The 20,189-nt window shown below is 59.0% G+C and carries 18 protein-coding genes; 3 read left to right on the top strand and 15 right to left on the bottom strand.

The window, feature by feature from the left end:
• Positions 1-2: 2 nt before the first annotated feature.
• The 7 genes from ACR3EM_RS06770 to ACR3EM_RS06740 form a co-directional block, all read right to left on the bottom strand.
• A complete protein-coding gene (locus ACR3EM_RS06770; protein ID WP_480470034.1) occupies positions 3-1,223 on the bottom strand; it encodes an MFS transporter in 1,221 nt (406 codons plus the stop codon).
• An 80-nt stretch (positions 1,224-1,303) separates the two neighbouring features.
• On the bottom strand, positions 1,304-1,900 hold the full coding sequence (locus ACR3EM_RS06765) for a YceI family protein (protein WP_480470033.1): 597 nt from the start codon (positions 1,898-1,900) through the stop codon (positions 1,304-1,306).
• On the bottom strand, positions 1,897-3,111 hold the full coding sequence (locus tag ACR3EM_RS06760) for an MFS transporter (RefSeq protein ID WP_480470032.1): 1,215 nt from the start codon (positions 3,109-3,111) through the stop codon (positions 1,897-1,899). Before ACR3EM_RS06760 ends, ACR3EM_RS06765 begins: the two co-directional genes overlap by 4 nt.
• Before the next feature lie 62 nt (positions 3,112-3,173).
• The gene (locus tag ACR3EM_RS06755) at positions 3,174-3,794 is read right to left on the bottom strand and encodes an ImuA family protein (RefSeq protein WP_480470031.1); all 621 of its coding nucleotides are present in this window, start codon (positions 3,792-3,794) and stop codon (positions 3,174-3,176) included.
• Between the two features lie 48 nt (positions 3,795-3,842).
• Entirely contained in the window at positions 3,843-4,424 is a 582-nt protein-coding gene (locus ACR3EM_RS06750; protein ID WP_480471901.1) for a retropepsin-like aspartic protease family protein, read from the bottom strand.
• A gap of 42 nt (positions 4,425-4,466) precedes the next feature.
• Positions 4,467-5,087, bottom strand: coding sequence for a MarC family protein (locus tag ACR3EM_RS06745; RefSeq protein WP_480470030.1), 621 nt, complete (start codon positions 5,085-5,087; stop codon positions 4,467-4,469).
• Positions 5,084-6,937, bottom strand: coding sequence for an ABC-F family ATP-binding cassette domain-containing protein (locus ACR3EM_RS06740; RefSeq protein WP_480470029.1), 1,854 nt, complete (start codon positions 6,935-6,937; stop codon positions 5,084-5,086). The genes ACR3EM_RS06745 and ACR3EM_RS06740 overlap by 4 nt, the downstream gene beginning before the upstream one ends.
• A gap of 109 nt (positions 6,938-7,046) precedes the next feature.
• Between ACR3EM_RS06740 and ACR3EM_RS06735 the strand changes: the two genes are divergently transcribed.
• Positions 7,047-8,249 carry a multidrug effflux MFS transporter gene (locus ACR3EM_RS06735; protein ID WP_480470028.1) on the top strand — a complete coding sequence of 401 codons (1,203 nt, stop codon included), beginning with the start codon at positions 7,047-7,049 and terminating at the stop codon, positions 8,247-8,249.
• Positions 8,250-8,351: 102 nt separating this feature from the next.
• Positions 8,352-8,774, top strand: coding sequence for a nucleoside-diphosphate kinase (gene ndk, locus ACR3EM_RS06730; RefSeq protein ID WP_155143779.1), 423 nt, complete (start codon positions 8,352-8,354; stop codon positions 8,772-8,774).
• 57 nt (positions 8,775-8,831) lie between these two features.
• On the opposite strand, the gene ACR3EM_RS06725 is transcribed toward ndk, so the two are convergent.
• The gene (locus tag ACR3EM_RS06725) at positions 8,832-9,179 is read right to left on the bottom strand and encodes a TfoX/Sxy family protein (protein ID WP_480470027.1); all 348 of its coding nucleotides are present in this window, start codon (positions 9,177-9,179) and stop codon (positions 8,832-8,834) included.
• A 97-nt stretch (positions 9,180-9,276) separates the two neighbouring features.
• On the opposite strand from ACR3EM_RS06725, the gene ACR3EM_RS06720 reads away from it, so the two are divergent.
• Positions 9,277-10,500, top strand: a complete 1,224-nt coding sequence (locus tag ACR3EM_RS06720) for a cytochrome P450 (protein ID WP_480470026.1) — start codon at positions 9,277-9,279, stop codon at positions 10,498-10,500.
• Between the two features lie 58 nt (positions 10,501-10,558).
• Here the strand turns inward: ACR3EM_RS06720 and ACR3EM_RS06715 are convergent, their stop codons facing one another.
• From ACR3EM_RS06715 to ACR3EM_RS06685, 7 genes are all read right to left on the bottom strand, one after another.
• Positions 10,559-11,920, bottom strand: a complete 1,362-nt coding sequence (locus ACR3EM_RS06715; RefSeq protein ID WP_480470025.1) for a sensor histidine kinase — start codon at positions 11,918-11,920, stop codon at positions 10,559-10,561.
• A complete protein-coding gene (locus ACR3EM_RS06710) occupies positions 11,913-12,593 on the bottom strand; it encodes a response regulator transcription factor (protein WP_480470024.1) in 681 nt (226 codons plus the stop codon). The genes ACR3EM_RS06715 and ACR3EM_RS06710 overlap by 8 nt, the downstream gene beginning before the upstream one ends.
• Before the next feature lie 166 nt (positions 12,594-12,759).
• Positions 12,760-14,196: a DegQ family serine endoprotease gene (locus tag ACR3EM_RS06705; RefSeq protein ID WP_480470023.1), complete on the bottom strand. Its 1,437-nt coding sequence runs from the start codon at positions 14,194-14,196 to the stop codon at positions 12,760-12,762.
• Between the two features lie 747 nt (positions 14,197-14,943).
• Positions 14,944-15,546, bottom strand: coding sequence for a nucleotidyltransferase family protein (locus ACR3EM_RS06700; protein WP_480470022.1), 603 nt, complete (start codon positions 15,544-15,546; stop codon positions 14,944-14,946).
• 31 nt (positions 15,547-15,577) lie between these two features.
• The gene (locus ACR3EM_RS06695; RefSeq protein WP_480470021.1) at positions 15,578-17,986 is read right to left on the bottom strand and encodes a GcvT family protein; all 2,409 of its coding nucleotides are present in this window, start codon (positions 17,984-17,986) and stop codon (positions 15,578-15,580) included.
• 73 nt (positions 17,987-18,059) lie between these two features.
• Positions 18,060-18,815, bottom strand: coding sequence for an HpcH/HpaI aldolase family protein (locus ACR3EM_RS06690; RefSeq protein ID WP_480470020.1), 756 nt, complete (start codon positions 18,813-18,815; stop codon positions 18,060-18,062).
• A 39-nt stretch (positions 18,816-18,854) separates the two neighbouring features.
• Positions 18,855-20,162 (bottom strand): HlyC/CorC family transporter, encoded by a 1,308-nt coding sequence (locus ACR3EM_RS06685; RefSeq protein ID WP_480470019.1) that lies wholly within the window; start codon positions 20,160-20,162, stop codon positions 18,855-18,857.
• Positions 20,163-20,189 lie beyond the last annotated feature (27 nt).

Genomic DNA, 20,189 nt, shown 5'->3' with positions numbered 1-20,189 from the left:
TTCTATTCCTCCCGCGACCGTTTCAGAAGGCGTCCGATGGTGAAGGATGTGCGTGGGGCATAAACGTAGTTCGTTCGCTCGTCCGGTGTTGGGCGCGACCGCATCCGGGCCAGCCCGAACATGATGAGCCCCAGATGACCCACGGCCACAAAAGCAAACAATGCGCCTGGCCCGAACTGTTGAATCAGCGTCGAAGAAACATAGGGCGAGGCGATGGCACCGAGCGCATACCAGAACATCAGCGCCGCAGACAGCTCAACGCGTTGTTCGGTGGTGGCGAAATCATTGGCGTGGGCTGAAGAGACCGAGAAGATCGGAAAGGTAGTCAGGCCAAAGAACCCGGCGGCCAGCATTACGCCCAGCGTTCCAGCCCCGCTTGCAGCCATGGTGATGCCGCAACTCAGTACAGCCGCAGCCGATAGCCAGATCAATACCCATCGACGATCGTATTTGTCGGCGAGCCATCCCAGCGGATATTGCGCCAGCGCCCCACCCAGAACGAATGAGGCGAGGAAGAATGCGATCTGATCCACGCCCAACCCAACCTCCTGCCCGTAGACCGGACCAACCATCCGGAACGAGGCCGAGCTGAGCGCCGAGACGATCACTCCGGCGACGGCCAGCGGTGAGTTCTGCCATGCCATCCGAGGGCGCAGTCGTGGTGCCTCAGGCGTTTGGGGTTGGCTGGCACGTGTTAGCGCCAGAGGCAAAAGCGAGGCGCAGCACAAGATCGCCAGCAGATTGTACGAGACATATGACGCGGGTGGCAGAACCGCGATGATCAACTGCGCGCAGAGCGACGCACCAAGGTCCGCGATGCGGTAGCTGCCCATGACGCGACCGCGCGAGTCGTTTGTGACCTTGGCGTTCAGCCAGGCTTCAATCACCGTGTAGCATCCTGCGACGCAGGTGCCCGAGGCGATCCTCAGGATGGCCCAGATGCGCGGGTCTTCCGTCAGGGTATGCCCCAGAAGACCCATCGCACCCAAGGCCGTGCAGACGGCAAATGCACGGGAGTGGCCGACGCTGCCCATCAGGCGCGGGGCCCACCAGCAACCGATGAAGAAGCCCAGGAAATGCGCCGAACCCAAAAGGCCGATCTGTTCCGTAGAGAAGTTCAGCGTCAGGCCCGAGATCGCGTCCAGCGGGCCAACGCCGCCGGTCGAAAGCTGCAGCAGAATGACTGAAAGAAACAGGGCGGCAAAGGAAATGATCGTGCGCATGATGGGATCAACTTGGCGTCACGCTCAGATTTTTCGCGCAACTATTCGACTTTAGCAGGTCGTTTTTCTGCTTTTCTAACTCAGCTCTCCCGCAGAATCTCAGCATGGATATTCAATCCGACAGTCTCCTGCACCAGATCCGGATAGCCTGAGGCACCGAATTCATGCCGGTTCAGCGCACCGACCAGCCGTATGGACAAGACATCCAGATCGTCAACGGCACTTCCTGGCATCCGGTAGAGGTTGGCCATCAGCGTTACGGGTCGTGTTACCCCGCGTACGGTGAGGTCACCGGTGACAGTTGCGCCCTCAGAAATGCGACCAGTGGGGCCGAGTTGTATCTTGGTCGAGGTGAAGCGGATCGTTGGGTGGCTTTTTGCGTCCAGCACGCTTTGGCCCAGCATCGGACCGCGGGCAAAGGGCAATTTGGTGCGCGCGTCCGCCACGTCCAGCACCACATCGACCCGGCTGTTCTGAAGGCGTTTGGTGTCGATCTGAATATCGGCGGACCGGATCGGCATTGTCCCTGATTGCGCCACGCCCGAAAGATCGAAGGTGAAACCGACCGAGGTCCCCTTGGGTGCAAGAACATAAGGAATCAAAGCCGTTTGCGCGGTGCTTGCAAGGGGCAGGGCAAACAGGCCCGCGATCAGGGTGCGTCGAGTCAGATATGTCATGCCATGACCTCTCGTCCTCGGGGGCGTGACCGCTTCATCAATGTTAGCAGGATGGCGATGTTCAGGCCGTTCCAGAGGATGCCGTTGATAAAGGCCAATTGATAATTTCCGGTTACGTCGTAAATCCATCCCGACATCCAGCCGCCAAGTGCCATGCCCATGATGGTCATCATCATGACAAACCCGACTCGAGCGCCCGCTTCTTGCGGGGGCATGTACTCACGCACCACCAGCGCATAGCTGGGAACGATGCCCCCCTGCGCAAGACCAAAGAGCATGCTGATGACATAAAGCGAGACCATCCCGTCATAGGGAAGAAACAGAAACAGCGCTATGCATTGCAGGACCGAGCCGATCAGCAAGGTGGTCAACCCACCCAGCTTGTCGGCCACAAGGCCCGAGATTACCCGGCTCACCACGCCGCCTAGCAGCATCAGTGACAGCATCTCGGCCCCGACCGCCGGACCATAGCCCAGCCCCACGCAATACGAGACGATGTGAACCTGTGGCATCGACATCGCCACGCAACAGCCGATCCCGGCAAGCCCGAGGATGTATTGCAGCGCGCGCGGCGACAGGCCCACGCTCTGCGCTCGGAACTGGGCCGCGGCAGCGGCGGTGCTGTGTGCATCGACGGGCAGGGGGCGGCGCAGCAAAAGGGACAGAGGGATCACGGTGGCCAGAGTGATCAGGGCGAGGGCCAGATAGACCTCTTGCCAGCCCTCGCGCTCCAGAATGCCCGAAAGCAGCGTGGGCCAGATAGCACCCGACAAATAGTTTCCGCTGGCGACCAGAGCCACGGCGATCCCGCGCCGCCGCATGAACCAGTGAGAGATATCGGCGATCAGTGGCCCAAACCCAACCGCTGTACCCAGCCCCAACAACAGATGCGCCAGCGACAGCAGCATCATGTTCGGGGCCAGCGTGGCGAGTAGATAGCTGATGGCACTCAGAGCTGCCGCGCCAATCAGGGCTTTGGTCACGCCTAGCCGATCCACCAACTGGCCCAGCCACATATTGCCGAGCGCAAAGCCGATCATGGTCAGGACATAAGGCAACGACGCCTCGGCCCGTCCGGCACTAAATTGTGCCTCGATGGCGGGCATTACCACGATGACGGCCCACATGCCCACATTGACCACTGTGGCAATGGCCAGAGTGATCAGCAGGCGCAGCCAGGAATAGCGGCTATCATGGATCGCGTGGGTCATCCCGGAACGCTAGGGCGCGACTGCGGTTTTGACCAGTCACAAGTTGCGTGACTGGTCGGCTGTCACTCAGTCGTGTCTTTGGTCTCGGTCCGTTGCAGATGTATCGTGGTCTGATCGGTGGTCTGCGTGACGATCCAACTGGCAGGCGGTTGCGAACGGGCGCGGCGGCGGGTCAGGGTCCAGCCTTGGCCTGCATCGCAATAGGTAGGGGCCATATGCCAGCGCGTCTCGATCCCTTGCGCACCTCCATCATCGGGGGTCAACAACACTCCCAGCGGAGCTTGCCCCACCGCGCCGCCCTGTTCTGCGGCCAGATGCAGGCGCCGGACCGGGGTCAGCCCCGGCGGGCCGGGCAGATCGCCGATGACAAGTGGGACTGCGCCGCTGCGCAGGGCCTCCTCCATACACCACAGCAGGTCTTCGGCCTTCGACGGACGAACCAGCAGAAAGCGCGAGGGATCGGCAAAGGGCAGCATACCTTCGGGGTGCAATTGCCCGATCTCCCATTCAGGGCAAATCCACATCACCGGCCCTTGCGTCTGCCCTGCCAGCCACATGGCAAAGCTGCGGCGCGCGGGGCCGCAGGCCTCGTGCACACGGGCCAGTTGCAGGCTGATCTGTGGATGCAGGACCACTCCGGGCGGGGTGCGTGCGGGTTTGCGGCCAAGAAGCTGGGTGGACATGCCAGCAGATTAGCATGTTCTCACTTTGTTCTCAATTGGGGAATGTCGTCAGCGCGACAATATCAGACGTCCATCAGCGAATTGGACGTTCGAGAAGCGCTGCAGGTACGCCATACCCAGCAACGACTGGTTCAGTTCGCCCTCGGTGATTGAGGCCTGCACATTGCGGTCCGTGATCGGCCCGAGCGCGAGGCTGTCCAAACGCACCGGAGCCGTGCGTACCATACCATTCGCAGTCGCAGCGCGCCCAAGATAGGTCAGCCGCGTAGTATCGATCCCGGCGCGCGCGGCATCCTTGTCGCTCAGGACAATGTTGCTGGCACCGGTATCGACCAGAAAGGTCACCGCTTTGCCGTTCACCAGCATCGGCAGGTAATAATGCCCGTCATATGACCGGGGCACCTCGATCCGGTGGTCAGTCACTGTTAGCTGAGTCGAAGGGCCAACGGTCGAGCGGATGTCGTCCCAAAGCCCGATCACAGCAATGACGCCGACAAAGATGAACACCCAGGCGGCGACCTGTTGCATCGTCTTGCCCAGTGATTGACGGTTTTGGGTGATGAACCACATCAGCAGTGCAGCAGCCAGCAACACCAGATAGGTCAAACGCCCGATATTCTCGCCATCCATTCCGTCACCCGTACTCAGTTGGTTAGCCATATATATGGGGGCTCAGGAAGCGAAACCAAAGGCCTTGAGACCATCCAGAATGAACTGCACCGACAGCGCGGCCAGCAGCATACCCAGTAGCCGGGTCAGCACGTTCAGCCCCGTCTTGCCCAGAATGCGAGCGATCACGCCTCCGGCCAGAAAGAACACAAAAACCACGATCATGACTGCCAGCATCACGGCACAGGCGGCGGCAATGCCCTGAATGCCCGGGTTCTGGCCAGCCAGCAGGATGATGGTAGCAATTGATCCGGGCCCTGCGATCAGGGGAATGGCCAGAGGGAATACGGACGGGTCAGGATGCTCTTCCTCCTCGGCCCGATCCTCGCGGCGTTTGGTGCGGCGGTCGAACAGCATGTCGAGCGCGGTCAGAAACAGCAGCGCACCACCGGCCACGCGGAAGGCCTCCATTGAAATGCCGACAAAGCCCAGTACAGCCTCACCAAATGCGGCGAAGGCGATCAGGATACACACCGCAGTCAGGCAACTGCGGATGGCGATCTTGCGGCGCGTCGCGGCATCCATGTCTTGCGTCAGGGCGACGAAGATCGGTGTGGTGCCAAACGGGTCGATCACCACGAACATGGTGGTGAACGCTGTGATGAAGAAGGCCATTTCAATCATGCTGCATTCTCTGCCTGTTCCAAGCGTTCGGCGGCCGCGACCCAGAGGGTTTCGGCCTTTTGCATCGCTTCAGTGACCTCGGCGAATTTTCGGTTCCAGGTTTCCAGATCGTTGATCTTGTCATCCTCATATAATGCCGGGTCCGCCAGTTTGGCCGAGAGTTTGTCGTGCATGTCCGTCAGTTTCTCGATCCGATCCTCGCATTTGCGCAGATCAGCGCGCAGCGCCAGCATGGTATCGCGCGAGGGGCGCTTGGGCTTGGCGGATTGCGGTTTCTCTTTCACCGGCTTGTCACGGGCCAGCAGCAGGGCACGATAGGTCTCCAGATCGCCGTCAAACGGCTTTACCGTCCCGTCCGAGACCAGCCACAGCCGGTCTGCTACGAGCGACAGCAGGTGCATGTCATGACTGACCAGCACAACCGCGCCGGAATATGCAGTCAGTGCTTCGACCAGCGCTTCGCGGCTTTCGATGTCCAAGTGGTTGGTTGGCTCGTCAAGGATCAGCATATGCGGTGCGTCGATTGTGGCGATCAGCAGTGACAGGCGGGCTTTCTGACCGCCTGATAGTCGACCGACCACAGTCTCTGCCTGATCCGCGTTCAGACCAAACCCGGCCAGACGCGACCGCCATTTGCCCGGAGCCTCGTCTGGGCGCAGGCGCCGTAAGTGGTCCAGAGGGGTCTCGTCCACATAAAGCTCATCTACCTGATGCTGCGCGAAATACCCGATGCGCAACTTGTTAGAGCGGCTCATCTTGCCTGCCATCAGGGGCAGGCGGTCGGAAAGCAGCTTGGACAGGGTCGACTTGCCCTGACCGTTCTTGCCCAGCAATGCGATCCGGTCATCCTGATCAATCCGCAGATTCAGGCGGCGCAGTACCTCAATCTCGCCATAGCCGGTCACACCGCCTTCAATCTGGATGATCGGCGGCGATAGCTCCTCGGGCTCGGGAAACGAGAATGCGCGCAAGGCGGCCTCTTGCGGGGTTGAAACCAGTTGGATGCGCTCGATCATCTTCAGGCGGGACTGGGCCTGTACGGCCTTCGACGCTTTATAACGGAAGCGATCCACGAAACTCTGCAGATGGGCGATGCGGGCCTTGGCCTTGGCGTTCTCCGACTCCGCTTGCGCCAGACGTTCCGCCCGGCGTTCGGCGAACTTGTCGTAAGGGACTGCGTAATAGGTGAGCTTGCGATCTTCCAGATGCAGGATCGACCCCACGGCGCGGTTCAGCAGCCCGCGGTCATGGCTGATGATGATCACCGTGTGAGGATACTTCGCCAGATAGCTTTCAAGCCACAGTGCGCCTTCAAGATCCAGATAGTTGGTCGGTTCGTCCAGCAATAGCAGATCGGGCTGAGAGAACAGCACCGCCGCGAGGGCCACGCGCATCCGCCAGCCGCCCGAGAAATCGGAACAGGGTTTCAGTTGATCTTCGTCATCAAACCCCAGACCTTTAAGGATCGACGCTGCCCGTGCCTCAGCCGACCAGGCGTCGATATCGGCCAGACGGGTCTGGATATCGGCAATGCGCGCGGGGTCTTCGGCGCTTTCAGCCTCGGCCATTAACGCGCTGCGTTCGGTATCGGCGGCGAGGACAGTATTGATCAGCGAAACATCGGACGAGGGCACCTCTTGCGCAACACCGCCAATCCGGGCGCGTTTCGGGATCGAGATATTGCCCGACTCCAACGCAAGCTCGCCCCGGATGAGGCGAAAAAGAGTGGTTTTGCCGGTCCCGTTGCGGCCCACAAGGCCAACCTTGTGACCATCAGGGATAGTCGCGCTGGCCCCATTGAACAAAGGGCGGCCCTCAACGGCATAGCTGATATCTTCGATCCGTAACATGAGGCCGCTCTTAGCAGAGCCACGATGCCGCCGCCAGCGGCTTGGCATGTTCAAACGTCAGGCAATGTGTTAGCGCTGTTTCGTTTGCTTTTTTGAAACGGTTTTCGACATGCGCGCGGCCCAGACGCCCCCCAGTTTGATCACGCTGATCTTTGCCACGGCGCTGTCTGTGCTGTCCCTGAATATGTTTCTGCCCTCACTGGCGCATATGAGCGAGGATTTCGCGGTGGACTACGGCCTCGTGAACCTGTCGGTTGCGGGGTATCTGGCCGTATCTGCCGTGCTACAGTTGATCATGGGACCGCTGTCAGATCGCTTTGGACGCAGGCCCGTGCTGTTGGTCTGCATGACGATCTTCGTCATTGCCTCGATCGGCTGCGTCATGGCCGAGTCGATCTGGCTGTTCCTGGGCTTTCGCCTGCTGCAGGCGGTAGTCGTGGCAGGATCGGTGTTGTCCAGCGCCTCGATCCGGGACCGATATCCTCCGAATGAGGCCGCGAGCAAACTGGGTTATATCGCCATGGCGATGGCGCTTGCGCCGATGTTGGGTCCGATGTTGGGCGGCGCGTTGGACATGCTGTTTGGATGGCGCGCGGGGTTTGTTCTGTATTCGCTGTTGGGGGCAGGGCTGCTGGCCCTTCTGTGGCTTGATATGGGCGAGACAAATCTCATCCGCGCCTCAACCTTCTCGGCCCAATTGCGCGAATACCCACACCTCTTTCGAGCGCGCCGATTCTGGGGCTATGCCCTTTGCGTATCGTTCTCGATAGGGGGTTTTTTCAGCTTCATCACCGGAGCGCCTTTGGTGGCTGCGGCATGGTTCGATTTGAGTCCGGCCATGCTGGGTCTTGGGATCGGCATCATCACGGGCGGATTCATGGTCGGTAATTTTGTGACGGGACGGATCGCGGCACGCACACGACTGACCACAATGATCCTGATCGGGCGGATAGTGGCCTCGACCGGACCGTTTTGCGGGTTACTTCTGTTCATAGCTGGCCTGGGGTCAGTCTGGGTGTTCTTCGGGTCGGCCATCTGTGTGGGGTTCGGCAACGGATTGACAAACGCCAATGCGACCGCCGGTGTCATGTCCGTGCGCCCCAAGCTGGCCGGCAGTGCGGCGGGGCTTTCAGGTGCGATGATCGTGGCGCTTGGGGCGATCCTGACGTCGATGACCGGCGCGTTTGTCAGCCCGGAAAACGGACCTTATCTGGTGCTGAGCATGATGTGCGGCAGCAGTTTCATCGGCCTTCTTGCGGTACTCTATGTGCGTCGCGTGGATCGTCTGGAGCCGCTTCCCGATACGATCTGACCGCAAAGGCATCATTCTACTTTTCTTGAAGCAAATACCATGTTAGGCGGCGCGCGATGGATTTCGGCGCGGACCCGCGCCACATTGTAAGGAGAGGCCGATATGGCACTGGAACGCACATTCTCGATCATCAAACCCGATGCAACCCGCCGCAACCTGACTGGCAAGATCAACGCCAAATTCGAAGAAGCGGGCCTGCGCATCGTCGCGCAAAAGCGCATCCACATGACCAAAGAGCAAGCTGGCAAGTTCTACGAAGTACATGCCGAGCGTCCGTTCTATGACGAACTGTGCGAATTCATGTCGTCGGCCCCTGTTGTTGTTCAGGTTCTGGAAGGCGAAGGCGCCATTGCCAAGAACCGTGAAGTCATGGGCGCAACCAACCCTGCAGACGCAGCAGCTGGCACCATCCGCGCTGAGTTCGCTGAATCAGTTGGCGAAAACTCGGTCCATGGTTCGGACGCACCTGAGACAGCAGCGGTTGAGATCGCCTACTTCTTCTCGGGCATCGAGCTGGTTGGCTAAGCCTCCACATCGGTGAACAGATTGGGCCGCTCCTTTTTGGGGCGGCCTTTTTCTTTCTCAAACGGGTTTGAGGTCCGCAGCGGTCACACGAACGCCCACGGCGTCCAGATCCGAGACCATCTGGCTTTCCGGCGCCCGGCTCACCCCGGCCTTGATCGCATCAAACCTCTTGCGCAGCGCCTTCTTTTCTTCGCCTTTGCAGTCGTTCCAGGGACGGCCCTGCAGACCCATCACCAGCACATAGTAGCCAATGAAATGCGGGCGCGAGCCGGATTGCAGAAGGCGCGCATAGGCCTCATCCGCGCCTAAGTCCCGCAACTCTTGAGCGGAATGAATGCCCGCACGCGCGCAGGCTTGCTCGAAGGCTGGGCCAAGGTTTCTGATCGAAGAGACCGGTTCAGACATGCCTCTGTCTTAGCCTGAGCCTTGTCGAATGTCACCCGCGCAGAGTTGTTTGGGTCTGTTCCTTGCGTTAGGCAAGTGACGGGGCAGGGAGGATGCAATGAGTCGTGTAAGCTACGAAGAATTGGCGCAAAATCTGGACCTGATGAACCCACCTGCGGGCTTTATCGATGATCCGTTCCCGATCTATGATGCGTTACTGGAACACGCGCCGGTGCTGCCGCAGCCCGATGGGTCTGTTCTTTTGTCGCGCCACGCTGATCTGGATCGCGTCTATCGCGACACCACGCTTTATTCATCGGACAAGAAGGCCGCCTTTGGACCGAAATTCGGAGCGGGCTCACCACTCTTCGAACACCATACCACTTCTCTGGTATTCTCTGACCCGCCGTTGCACACGCGGGTGCGCAAGATCATGACCTCGGCCCTGACACCCCGCGCCATTGCACGAATGGAGCCGGGGTTGATCCAAACCGTCGATACGCTGTTGGATGCGATGGCAGGCCGGGATCAGGTGGACCTGATCGAGGATTTTGCATCGACGATTCCAATTCAGATCATCGGGAACCTGCTGGACGTGCCCATGTCAGAACGCGGGCCGCTGCGCGACTGGTCTCTGGCTATTCTGGGCGCGCTGGAACCGTCTTTGACCGAGGTACAGTTGGAGACCGGGCATCGGGCGGTGACCGAGTTCAAAGCTTATCTTGAAGACCTCGTTGCGCGCCGTCGTGCCAATCCGGGTGACCCGGAAACGGACGTATTGACCCGCTTGATCCGGTGTGAGGGGGCGGATGCACAACTCAGCGAGATTGAACTGCTGCAGAACTGCATCTTCATCCTGAATGCGGGTCATGAAACAACGACCAACTTGATCGGCAACGGTTTGGCGCTGCTGCATGATCATCCGGAGCATTGCGCGCGTCTGTTGCACGATGACGCGCTGATCAACTCGACGGTTGAGGAGGTTTTACGCTTCCGCTCACCGAACCAGTTCGGCAATCGTGAAACCACGGCTGATATAGAACTTGAGGGCCTGCATATACCCAAAGGCACCAATCTGCACCTCTGCATCGGCGCCGCCAACCGGGATCCTGCGGTGTTCGATGATCCGAGCCGGTTCGACATTGCCCGCAAACCCAACCGGCATCTGGCCTTCGCAGGTGGTCCGCATGTCTGTGTTGGCCTGACGCTCGCTCGGCTGGAAGGGCGGATCGCACTGGGTCGTTTTCTGCACAGATACCCCGAGTACAAGCTTTTACCTGATCGCAAACAAGGCGGTCGTATCCGCTTCCGGGGTTACACTGCTTTACCTGCAGTTCTTTAACGCTATTTATTTGATACAGCAGTGTATTAACTGCCATTGTTAATGCGCTTCGCGACGTTCACGCCAGCTTTATAATAGTTTCCAGACCGGGCTTTCGGTTCTTTGCAATGAACTTGCCGCCATGCATGTGCGAGATTGCAGCCACCAGAGCCAACCCGAGGCCCGCATTGCGCTCGGTGCGGGCAGGGTCCAGAGTGACGAAGGGCATCTGCAATCTTGGCAAATCACGCTCGGGCACACCGGGGCCACGGTCACGAACGCTCAGCAATGTGAAGGCGCCATCTTCGCGGATTTCGATGGTGATCGCAGTACCCGCCGGAGCGTAGCGCATGGCGTTTTCCAGGAGGTTTGAGAGGGCCTGTGACAGTAAAGGGCGGTGACCTTGTATCGGCTCGGTTCTGCCTTTGACCTCCAACCGAATATTCTGATCTGCGGCGACGGGTTCATAGAGTTCGACCACGTCGCTAACCAGTTGCTGTAAATTCACTGGTTCGAACTGCTCGCGGCCCAGACCGGCTTCGGCGCGCGAGATTTCGGTAAGTTGGCTGAGAACCCGTAGCAAATGATCAATCTCACTTGTAGCGCGGGCCAGATCGATATCACGCTCCTGGTCGCTTTTGTCAGGCTCAGCCAGCGACTCGACCCGCTGGCGCAGGCGCGAAAGCGGTGAACGCAGATCATGCGCAATGGAATTCGAAGTGGTTCGAAGATTACTGATCAGCTCTTCGATCTTATCCAGCATGTTGTTGAGCGTGCCCGAGACCTGATCGAACTCGTCACCCGTACCGCGCAATGGCATACGCAAAGCCAGATCGCCCGAAACGATGTTATCGGCCGTGTCAGCGATATCTTTGAGACGTGAGAACACCAGACGTGTCAGCAGCCAACCTGTCAGCAGACTCAACGCAAGGGCAGTCCCGAGCGCCAATGCGACGGACCGAAACAGAGCGCGGTCGAACTGCTGGCGCGCCAACGCATCGCGTCCGACCAGCAACCGTTCGCCACCGGGCAGCCGAACGGACGCAGCCGATATTGGAACCGTCTGGTCGCTGTCTTCGCGGCGCAATTGCAATTCGACCCAGCCGCTGCCCGGCGTGATCCCTTCGGGCCAATGGGCCAGGTTGCCTGCCAGCTTGGTGCCTTGCCGACCTGTAAGCAAATATAGGGCGTCCCGCTGGGCTGCGGTGGGCAGGCGACGTTCGATTGCGGTGATCAATCCGATCATGCCAAGGCGTTCGTATTCATCCGCCAGACCCGTGAGTTCTGCCTGTACGACGGATCGTGTCTCATCCGAGATTGTGCGATTGGCGGTCACGTAAACGGTTACCAGTACCGCTGCGGTCAGCAATGTACTCAGCACCATGCTGGCCATGACCAGCCGGGTGCGCGCATTCCTCAGCGACAGGCGCAGGTCAGGCATCCGAGACCATGTACCCAGCGCCCCTTACTGTCTCGATCATCGGGTCGGCACCTTCTTCATCAAGCTGGCGGCGCAGTTTCGAGATATGGACGTCGACTACATTTGTGTTGGGGTCAAAGTGATAGTCCCAGACGCCTTCCAGCAGCATAGTGCGAGAGACGACGCGGTTTTTGCGGCGCAGGAAGTACTCCAATATCTGGAATTCACGCGGGGTGAGGGTGATCTCGCGCCCGTTGCGTGTGACTTTACGCGTAAGCAGGTCCATTTCGAGATCGCGGCAAGCCAGAGTTGGAGTTTCTTCTGCTTCCTGCGGACGGCGCAGCAAGGCCTCGATCCGGGCGTGCAATTCCTGAAACGAGAAAGGTTTGACCAGATAGTCATCCGCCCCGGCACGGAGGCCTTTGACCCGTTCATCAACCGCGCTCATCGCGGTCAGCATCAACACGGGCGTCTTCAACCCCGCAGCCCGCATGGACTTGATCAACGACAAACCATCCAGCCCCGGCAGCATTCGATCCAGAACAACGGCATCGAAACCGCCATCAGTCGCATGATAAAGGCCCTCGCGGCCATCCGACGCGACTTCGACCACATAGCCTTCCTCGCCAAAGCCTTTGGCGATGAAATCACGGGTCTCCTGATCATCCTCAACAATCAACAGGCGTCTGCTCATGGTCGGGGCTCCTTTCCCAATAGGATATAAACACAGATACTCTTTGAAAAAAACATGCCGGGTGCGATGCCGCACCCGGCTGTCCCAGTGGTACGTGGACAATCCGCACCCTCCGGAATAAGCGCACCAGATTTCCCCATCATGTGGCGCGCTTAGGTGTTGTGGCTCAGGCGATCTTGACCGCGACGAAGATTTGGTTGCCGCCGCGATTGATCAGCACCAGAGCCGGATCGGTCTTTTCGCTTTCCAGCGCGTCTTTCAGCGCGTCCGGGGTCGCGGTGTCCAGATTACCCAGCCGCACGATCACATCGCCGCGCTGCAAACCAGCCTTTGCTGCAGGGCTTTCGGGCTTGAGGTCGGTGACAACCACGCCGTCCACATTCTCGCCCACGCCCATTTCCGCACGTGCCGTTTCGGTCAGCGGAGCAACCGTCACACCCAGCGAAGTGCCTTCGAACTTGTCCTCGACTACGCTGTCGGTCTCGGCTGAGGCAGACTGATGCTGGCCAATGGTCAGTTCAATCTGTTCTTCTTTTCCATTGCGAAGAACTGTCAGAACACTGTCAGTACCCACCTTGGTGGTGCCAACCAGGATCGGTAGATCACTACTGGAATCAACGGGTTCTCCGTTGAAGCTGAGAATCACGTCACCTTGTTGCAGCGCGCCATCCGCCGGGCTGTCGGTCACCACATCGGACACGAGCGCGCCGGTCGCCGTCTCGACGCCCATCGCTGCCGCCAGTTCGGGGCTGACATTCTGGATCGACACACCCAGCCATCCGCGGCTGACCTGACCGTCATCGCGCAGGTCCGCAGTGATGTGATCCACGATGTTTGAGGTCACAGCAAATCCGAGGCCGACCGAGCCGCCGCTAGGTGAGTAGATGGCAGAGTTCACGCCGATCACTTCACCTTCCATGTTGAACAGCGGACCGCCCGAGTTGCCCTTGTTGATGGCCGCATCCGTCTGAATGAACTCGGCATAAGGTCCTTCCGAGATATTGCGGCCCTTAGCCGACACGATACCCGTTGTGACAGTTGAGTTGAGCCCGAAGGGGTTGCCGATGGCGACCACGTCTTCACCCACTCGGATGGCATCGCTGTCGCCCATTTGTACGGCTTGCAGATCTTCGCCTACATCAATCTTCAAAACAGCGATATCAGTCAGCGGGTCGGTGCCTACGATCTCTGCCTCGAAGGTGCGGTTGTCACTCAAGCGGACAGTTATTTCCGTCGAGTTGTCGACCACATGGTGGTTGGTGACAATGTATCCAGCCTCGTCCAAGACGAAACCAGAGCCAAGACCTTGGCTCGGACCACGCTGCGGCATCTGGAAACCTTCCGGTCCGCCGAAGCGTTTGAAGAACTCACCAAAGGGGTGCCCTTCGAAATCGAACTCCTGTCCCTGCGTCAGGACTGGTGCTGTGTCTTGCTTGGCGATGATCGTAACGACTGAGGGTGATACGGTTTCAACCAGTTCTGCCAGCGCCTCGTCTGCCATCGCGGGCAGGGCGGTGGTGGCCAGCATGGCCGCGCCCAGTGCGCTTGCGCCCATCCAGCTAGTCGTGCGTGGGAAAAGCAGTGAGGATTTACGGATGCTCATTTTGACTCCTGTCTTTGTATGGCGGTTGAGCCCGCGCTTGAGACAGGAGATGCCCAGTCAATCTTTGCAGTTCCTGAGTGAAAAATTAAGAAACCTTAATTTTGCCGTTTTCTGTCCTTCCTATGCGGTTGTTCACCAACCGCGCATGAGCGGGAATCAGCCAAGCTTACGTAGGGCGAATCGGTCGATTGTTGCCGACATCGTCGACAGTCAGGAAAAAGCGCCGAATTGAATCAGTTTCGTTAACAAATAAACCGCACCTCTGGTCAAATCACCGAAGATCACCTTAAAGTTGTTTCTCCCCGAGGGACGTGTTTCTGGCGATTGGTAAAGATGCCTTAAAACAAATTGGAAACAATAGGCCCCAAAGGCCATATTCACATTAGGTAATGTGGTGAGCGGCTTAATGTACAACTCAAGCGAGATTCCAGACTGTTGCATTGTTGCGCAAGCGCCAAGTCGATTTTGTGGAAATTTACCAATTCTTCCAATTTTACGTTGTTTGAAAGCACCTGATAGGCGACGATGTAATTGCCCAAGTGAGGGGGGCCTGAGACACTAGGGGGTGTTGAAGGCGCATCTCAGTCTCCATAGCGCTGAGCGGCATGTTAACGAGGGGGTCTTGTTTAGGTTCGGCAGCGTATAGTCAGACAACCTGTTTGGTGATCTGACCGCGCTAGAGAGATTGGTGAAAGTGGTAGTCCTGTTTTTGGGCAACCGGCCCGGTCGTTCGCGACCGGGCCGTGTTCATTTCAGCGTTCGGTTTGATCGCCACTTCTCCCAATCCGTTGGCGTATCCAGATCCAGCAGAGCGTGATTGTCCGGCAGGCAGTGCAAGTGAACTTTGCCCTTGCACTGTTTAACGATTTCCTGGGCGCCGGTGTCGCCGGTCAATTCCTTGAGAGCGTGGAACAACGCTTGATCGAAAATCACCGGATGGCCGGGTGCGCCATCGTTGGTCGCACCACGCCAAACCAGATTATCCGGATACTGTGACCTCGACAGCAGTACGGAGCGGAGATCACTTGATGTCAGGTCAGGCAAATCCGCCAAAAGTACCATCACCGCAGGCGCGGTTGCCGGGACCAGAGCCATCGCGCCACGCAGACTGGCATTCATGCCTTCTGTGGCGTTGGCAATTTCGGCGCGGGTGATATCGAGCCCATCCAGCGCCGCATAGCGTGGATGCGGCCTGGGCGGCAGGGCGGCGATTACTGGGCCAGCGGCCAGTGCTGCAAGGGCAGACCGACGCAGGAGCGGAACCCCGTCAATCCGTTGCAACAGCTTATCCGCACCGCCCATGCGACTGGATTGCCCGGCGGCCAGAAGGATAATGGGAATCGCGCTCATCTAGCGACCATGCCCCCGGTTGTGCGCCGAGTCACCCCCGCATTCGCGCTCCATCCGGGTCGAACAGGGGGGAGGTGGTCACGCGTGCACCGCGCATCTGCCCGAGGATTTCAATCTCGACTTCCTGACCTGCCATCGCACGTTCGATAGGCAGGAAACCCATCGCGATAGATTTCCGAGCGTAGTGGGAATAGCCGCCTGAGGTGCAGAAACCGACAACCTCGCCCTCCAGCCAGATCGGTTCATAGGCGTTGACATCTGCGTCATCAGCGTCGACCTCGAAAGCCACCAACTTACGGGCCGGGCGTTCGGCTTCTGCTGCCGCGCGCCCGATGAACCGGGCGGATTTCGAGAAAGAAATGAACCGATCCAGCCCGGTCTCGGCAGCTGTATAATCGGGTGAGAACTCCCGCATCCACGAGCCAAAGAACTTGTCCAATCGCAGGCTCATCATTGCGCGCATCCCGAAGGGGACCATGCCAAGCGGTTGCCCTGCCTGCCACAAGGTCCACCAAAGCTGCCGCTGCGCCATAGGATCGCAATAGATCTCATAGCCAAGATCGCCGGTGTAGCTGACGCGCTGAACGATACAGTCAGTCATGCCGACCGTCATGCGACGCACGTCAAGGAAACGAAGAGCGCTGATATCGTCGCGCGTGCAACCGGCCAGAACCTCGGTCGCTTTTGGCCCGGCGATTTGGAAACCGTTCAGGCGATCGCTGATATTCTCGACCTGCACACCATCCTGAGCGTTCTGCTGGAACCAACGTAGGTGAAAGGCTTGGCTGCCATATGAGGCAGTCAGCTGGAACTCGGTCTCGCTCAGGCATGAGACGGTGAAATCGCCGATCAGCTTGCCCTTGGGCGATAGCATCGGCGTCAGAGACAGGCGGCCGGGTTTCGGAATCCGACCCGCCATGAGCTGGTCGAGCCAGCCCCGCGCACCGGACCCGGTGATGCGGTACTTGCCGAAATTGTGCACCTCGTTGATGCCAACCCCTTCGCGCACCGCCCGTACCTCGCGCCCTGTGGCGTCAAACGCGTCCGAGCGGCGGAATGAGGGCGTTTCATATCCCGGCTCATCGCCTTGTGCGAAATAGTTCGGAACCTCAAGCCCGTATTGCTGTCCCCAGACCGCGCCGAGATCTGAGAAGATGTCATACATCGGCGTGGTGCGGTTTGGGCGCGCGGCTGGCAGCTCCTCGTTGGGATAGGCCACACTGAATCGTTTCTGATAGTTCTCGACCACCTTGGGGCGTGTGTAGCCGGGGCTGATCCAATCACCAAAGCGAGCTACGTCCATCGCGAAGACGTCCCGTTCCGGTTCGCCTTCGATCATCCATTGCGCCAGCGTCAGGCCGACACCGCCACCCTGGCTGAAGCCAGCCATGACGCCGCAAGCTGACCAGTAGTTGCGCACGCCGGGGATCGGCCCCACCAGTGGGTTGCCATCTGGCGCAAAGGTAAAAGGCCCGTGGATGACCGATTTGACACCAGCCTCGGCCAGAACCGGAAAGCGGCGATAGGCGAATTCGATACTGTCGGTGATCTTGTCATAATCATCGGGCAGCAGCTCATGCCCGAACTCCCATGGTGTGCCATCCACAGCCCAGGGCTTGCAGGGCTGTTCATAGAAGCCGATGCACAGACCGCGCCCTTCCTGCCGCAAATAGCTTTCGCCCGCCGGGTCCATCACATGCGGATGCTCGCCGCCCGCGTCGATGATCGCCTCAATCTCGGGGATGGCGTCGGTGACCAGATACTGGTGTTCCATAGGGTGGAGCGGGAAGTAGATGCCCGCCATCGCCCCAACTTCGCGCGCCCACAAGCCACCAGCATTAACCACGTGTTCGGCATGAATGGTGCCTTTGTCGGTGACCACATCCCAGGTGTCATCCGGGCGCTGGTTGGTCTCGCGCACCATGCAGTGGGTCTCAATCGTGGCGCCTCCCATTCGCGCGGCCTTGGCATAGGCGTGGGTTGTGCCTGACGGATCCAGATGCCCGTCCAGAGGATCGTAAAGCGCACCGAGGATACCGTCAGTGTTGGTGATAGGGGCGATCTTCTTGATTTCGTCCGGACCGACGATTTCAGTCTCCAGCCCCATGAAACGATGCTTGGCACGCTCGGCCAGCAGCATGTCGAAGCGGTCCTGATTGTCGGCCAACGTAACGCCGCCAACATGGTGCAGGCCGCAGGACATACCAGTGATCTCTTCCAGCTCCTTGTAAAGCCGGATCGTGTAACCCTGAAGTGCGGCCATATTGGTGTCGCCATTCAAGGTGTGAAACCCGCCCGCTGCGTGCCAGGTTGAACCGCTTGTCAGTTCCGAGCGTTCCAGCAGCATGACATCAGACCAGCCCAATTTGGTCAGGTGATACAGAACGGAACAGCCGACGACCCCACCGCCGATAACCGCAACGCGTGTAGTAGTTTTCACGTTGGAACTCCCTCAGATTTTTCGGAAGCCTGTATCCGGTTCAGAGGCAATACTGTCCTGTTTGCGACATCGCTTACGTATTGCACCAGCCCCGGATTTGCAGCGCCTTTTCCCGCAGCCACAGGGCGTCAAAGCCGCCGACCAGCCGATAACCATTGTCAAACAAGCTAAGGGCGCGGTCCTCGGTCAGGGCGACATTGCCGAGGGGCAGATTCGCTTTCCTGGCCGCAGCTTCGATACGCGCGACCGCAGCCAGAATATCAGGATGATCGAATTGCCCCATGAGGCCCAGATCGGTGCTTAGATCAAACTGAGCGGGTATTAGCAGATCAATTCCGGGAACGGCGCAGATTTCTTCGATATTCTCTACGGCTTCGGCGGTTTCAACGAGAAGGCAACAGATTAGTTCGGGCTGAATGTCTGGCGCGTAAGTCCCGAAATCCTTGCCCCAGCGCGATTGAGAAATGAATGGGCCGAACCCGCGCGTCCCGTCGGGTGGGTACCGCAGGCTGGCCACGGCTTGACGCGCCTCGTCTGCCGTGCGGATCAGGGGGAACATGATCCCTTCCGCTCCAAGATCCAGCGCGCGTTTCACCTGTGCAGGGTCATTCTCGGCCACCCGTACCAAAGGCGCACAATCTGTGCCTGCGGTCGCGGCGATCATGGCGTGGGCCGAGGCATAATCGACCGCGCCATGTTCCAGATCGACGACAATCGAGTCGACGCCACAGGCCGCGATTGCCTGCGTTACAACTGCCGAGGGGATGGTACAGACCACACAACTGAGTCGGTCACCACTGTGCCAGAGTTTCCGTTTCAAGCTGGGCATCCGGCACATCTCCTCAAGTCAGAATTATGAAACCATAGATCAGAGAGGACGGACTTTCAGCCCGGTAATCCGGTTCCCTTCGCGTGCTGTGACCTCGAACCGGAAGCCGTGGAACGAAAACACCTGTCCAACGATAGGGATCATCTGCGCCTCGTGGATTACCAGACCGGCCAGCGTGTTGGCCTCTTCGTCCGGTAGGGACCAGTCGAGTGCGCGGTTGGCGTCCCGGATGGTCATCGCGCCCTCGACCAGATATTGGCCATCATCGGTCCGGGTGACGGGCACCTCTTCGTCGATGTCGAACTCATCGGCAATCTCGCCCACGATTTCTTCCAGAATATCTTCGAGCGTGATCAGTCCGCGCAGCGAGCCGTATTCATCCACCACCAGCGCAAAGTGACTGTGCATCCTAAGAAACTCGCGCATCTGGTCGTCCAGAGTGGTGGTTTCGGGTACGAAATAAGGATCGTTGGCCACCTTCGCGATGTCAAAGTTCTTGAGCCGCTCGGTATCTCCATCCGCGCCGCCCACTTGCGCATACATAGCTCGGAACAGGTCTTTGGCATGGACGACACCCACAATGTTTTCCTGCTCATCCCGATAGACGGGCAGGCGGGTATGCGGGCTTTCCAAACATTGCTGCAGGATTGCCTCGGGTTCGTCATCGGCGTCGATCATCTCGATATTCGAGCGATGCAGCATGATCTCTTCAACCGTACGGTCGCCCAGATCCAGCGCGCCCAGAATGCGGTCACGGTCTTCTTTTTCGACCACACCTTCGGAGTGGCCCAGTTGCAGCGCCCCCGCGATCTCCTCGCGCACGGCCAGGATGTTGCTGTCGGGATCAATCTGCACACCGAACAGGCGCAGCACGCCACGTACAAACAGGCGCACGGCAGCCACCACGGGTGAGAACACTGTGACTACGATGCTGATGACGGGCGCGACCAGCGCTGCAGCCTTTTCGGCATTGGTGATCGCATAGGTCTTGGGCAGCACCTCGGCAAAGATCAGAACCAGAAGGGTCATCACCAGCGTGGCCAGCGCGACACCGCTTTCACCGAACAGCCGGGTGAAAAGCGCGGTCGCCAGCGAGGCTGCCAGAATGTTCACGAGGTTGTTGCCCAGCAGGACGGAACCGATCAGGCGCTCATTGTCGTCGGTGATATCAAGCGCCTTCTGCGCGCCCTTCGATCCTTTATCTGCCTGCGTCCTCAGTTTCCCGCGCGAAGATGCCGTAAGCGCCGTTTCCGAGCCAGAGAAGAAGCCCGAGAGTACGAGCAGGAGGAGAATAGAGCCTGAGGTGATCCAGAATGCGCCATCAAGCAGAGAAGAGGTGGGTTCCATCGGTCCTTGAATATGTTTGTTTCTGCA

It is taken from the genome of Ruegeria sp. AH3, from assembly GCF_056536265.1.
This window is presented reverse-complemented; position numbering and strand designations above follow the sequence as displayed.